The following is a 3557-nucleotide window of genomic DNA, read 5'->3' as shown; positions in this document are numbered from 1 at the left end:
TAAACAGAAACTAAAAGGCCTGAGTCCGATTGAATATCGAAATCAGGCCTTGCTAGCTGCTTAGAAATGAGTCCAACTTTATGGGGTCACTTCATTCGACACTGGTTTTTTATCCATAAAATATTAATCCGCCGAGCGTTTTTTAACCCAAACCACTATGCCCTTTTTCAATAGAATAAAGAACAGTCGCAAACCGCCTATCGCCAGTTTTGTCTACCAGTTTCCTGCTAAATCAATGATAAATACCAGAATCACAAAACTGCAATAATCACTCCCCTTGCTATACTAAAGCCTACGCCTACAGTCTTCATTAACTAATAAAGGTCTCTAAAACTTCTGATTTCAGGCATATCGCTAGACCAAATAACTGCTCGCTTTCAATACAGTGCAAACTGGCTCCTCTAACATCAACACCTCTTTCGCCAAACAAGACACGAATCTTATCTTGATAAATCTACAAAGGCACATTACTAAGGGCTTGAACACCAGCAAAAGATTTAGAAAGTTGTCTGACTTCTAATTAAAGAACAAAACGTACCTAGATATCATAATAGTTCGACAATCACATTCGCTTCACTTTCAGCCGTCAAAGAAATATTTACATCAAATACAACTGGCTCAACCAAACACTCGCTGGCAAGGTGACAATAGATAACAAGGTCTGCATCGTTATATAAGCCGACATTCGATCTGCATCTCCACCTAACTGACGCGCCAAGGCGTAAGCTGATGTCGCGGTTGGCACGACACCAAATAACACAGCGACCAAGGCAGGCAAACCACGAACATCAAGCCACCAACACATCAAGCCAATCACCAAAGGAAACACCACAAAGCGCGCCACAGCAGACATCACAAAAGTCATGCCTGCGGAGCGAATTGTCTCAAAGCGCACACTGGCACCAACCGCCAAAAGTACTAATGGTAAGGCGGCTTGAGACAACATACCCAATACGTCAGAAAGCAAAACAATTGGCGTAAGGCCTAGCAAGTTCAAACTACTGCCAAGTAAAATAGACACAATCAAAGGATTGCGAATCAAGGCGCCACTTAATAAACGCGGTAAAGATGTAGGAGACGAGCTATCAGCTGAAGATGGCCCATGCATCAAGGTCATAGAGACTACTAAAAACACATTAATAGAAGGAATCAACACAGATGCCCCTAATGCCGCCAACACCAAACCTTCATTACCATACAAACTACCCGCCAAGGCCAACATAACAAAAGTATTAAAACGCACCCCAGCCTGTAACATAGACGATGCCGTCGGCGCGATTACCTTCAACAGCCACGTACAGACAAACACAAACACCGCTGTCACAAATAAGGCAAACAATAAAATAAACGCATACTTTGGCAGCATCGGATTACTAAAGTCGATCTGCGAGGTCTTACTGAACAACAAAGCAGGAAACAACACCCAATACGACAACTTATCGACGCCAGGCCAAAAACCTTCCATCGGAAAACGCCAACGCTGGCATAGAGCCCCAGTAATCAACAACAAAAAAACCGGCAACACAGAAAGAGAGAGAGAAAACACAAATGCCCCTTAAAATAGCCTAACGCCTTAAATAGAAACTTTTTAGATGGCGATAACCTAGATAGAATTTAAATAGCGAGAAGTTGCCAATTTTGTAATGTCAACTGTTCAACAAACCAAGACAAACCTTTACCTAGTTCATCTTTACGCCAAGCCAAATACGCCATCTGATTCGGCCTAGGTAACTCACACTGACGTAGAACTAAACGCCCAGAACTTAACTCATCGGCAATACGATGTTTAGGCAAATACCCTACACCTAACCCCAAACATTGCGCCTGAATTTTGCTGCGCATGGTATCGACCCTAAGCACTTGCCGGCTCTCAAAAATCCCACTGCTACGAGCAGGCAAAATTTTTGAACTATCCGCCACAACAATAGAAGGATATTGACGCAATTGCGCAGCAGTAATCATTCCATCGGTCAACGCCAACGGATGCGTTGGTGACACAGCGAACACAAACTCTATCTCACCAATAGCTCGGATATGGACATTCCCCTTAGGCAACTCACCCGTCGCACCGATGACCAAATCCGCCCTATCGTCCTGCAACGCATCCCAACCACCGCCGACAGCTTCTTCTGATAAACTCAATTCCACAGGTCGATTCTGCAATAAGAAATCCCCAACCACCGACATTAAGGGTGACTCTAACAACACCGTATCCCGAGCGATACGAAGCTTAGGCTCCCAGCCTGACTCGAATTGCTTAATCGAATCTTCTAATCGCATGGCAGCTTCTAAAATCACTCGACCTTGCTCCAACACCAAATGCCCTGCAGGTGTTAATACAGCTTTTTGTCGTGAGCGATCAAACAAGGCCACACCTAAGTCATCTTCTAGCTTCTTCACTGTATAGGTCAATGCAGATGGTACTTTGAACAAAACATCCGCCGCGGCCGCAAAACTACCCAACTGATGAATCGTCTCCAACACCCGTAATGCTTCCAATGTCACCGCATATGCCATAGCTCGACCTTTATTCAGTTTTTTTGAAATACTAGCCCAAAACCTTCCGATTTTCTTTCCTTTTCACGATCCCTACACTCACTTTATATACCGTAGGCCAATTGGTCTTTCGGTAACCATTAGGAAAAATACCATGATCACTATTCGCAACGCACAAGACCGTGGACACGCAAACTTTGGTTGGTTAGACAGCCATCATACATTTTCTTTTGGCAGCTACTATGATCCTCAGCAAATGGGCTTTTCACACCTTCGCGTCATCAATGATGACACTGTCACACCAGGCGCAGGTTTTGAAACCCATGGTCACAAAGACATGGAGATTATCAGCCTAGTGCTAGAGGGTAATATCGCTCATAAAGACAGCGCAGGGAACATAAAAGAATTACCGGCAGGCGAATACCAACTAATGTCGGCAGGCAAAGGCATTTATCACAGTGAGTTCAATGCTTCAGAAACCGACACGCTAAAATTTCTACAAATTTGGATTCAACCAAACCAACTAGGTGGAGAGCCGGGTTATCAGCAAAAAGAGTTTAGCCAAGCACAAGGCTTCACCACCGTCATCACACCAGATGGCGGCAACAGCACTTTGCAAGTTAAACAAGACATGCAGCTTATCCAGTTAATCCTGGAGGATGAACAACAAGCAACATGGCAAGCCGACAGCAACCGCCATTACTACGTGCACGTGATCGAAGGCGAACTGTCCCTAGGCGAGAGCATTACAGTACACCCAGGCGACGGCGCTAAAATTAAAGGCATGTCTGAAATACACTTTAAAAAACTAAGCGAAAAACGAGTAAAGGCTCTAGTGTTTGACTTGGTGTAACTTTACTTAGACGCGAAGCACATCACCTATTATCGTATTTCAAGCGTAGAGCTCTATGAGAAATTTGAGATGGTAAGGTAGCTTTTTGTTCCCTAAAACCTGTTCATTAACGAGTCAGAGAACATGTTTTAATGGAATAAGACACACTTTATGGGACGGTACCGTACCCGGTACCTCCCTAAAAGGGATGATTGGTAATGAAGCGCTT

General features: G+C 44.1%; 3 protein-coding genes. 1 reads left to right on the top strand and 2 read right to left on the bottom strand.

Features of this window, described 5'->3' with window-relative positions; genetic code table 11:
- Window positions 1-598 precede the first annotated feature (598 nt).
- Together DFP80_RS20510 and DFP80_RS20505 are read right to left on the bottom strand one after the other, a co-directional pair.
- Entirely contained in the window at window positions 599-1546 is a 948-nt protein-coding gene (locus tag DFP80_RS20510; protein ID WP_113918654.1) for an AEC family transporter, read from the bottom strand.
- Window positions 1547-1614: 68 nt separating this feature from the next.
- Entirely contained in the window at window positions 1615-2517 is a 903-nt protein-coding gene (locus tag DFP80_RS20505; protein WP_113918653.1) for a LysR family transcriptional regulator, read from the bottom strand.
- Window positions 2518-2650: 133 nt separating this feature from the next.
- Here DFP80_RS20505 and DFP80_RS20500 point away from each other — a divergent pair, with 133 nt between their 5' ends.
- Entirely contained in the window at window positions 2651-3349 is a 699-nt protein-coding gene (locus DFP80_RS20500; RefSeq protein ID WP_113918652.1) for a pirin family protein, read from the top strand.
- The last annotated feature ends 208 nt before the right edge of the window (window positions 3350-3557 follow it).

It is taken from the genome of Marinomonas rhizomae, from assembly GCF_003315485.1.
Lineage (GTDB): Bacteria > Pseudomonadota > Gammaproteobacteria > Pseudomonadales > Marinomonadaceae > Marinomonas > Marinomonas rhizomae.
Note: the sequence above shows the minus strand (reverse complement) of the source record. Positions and strands in the feature narration are given on the sequence as shown.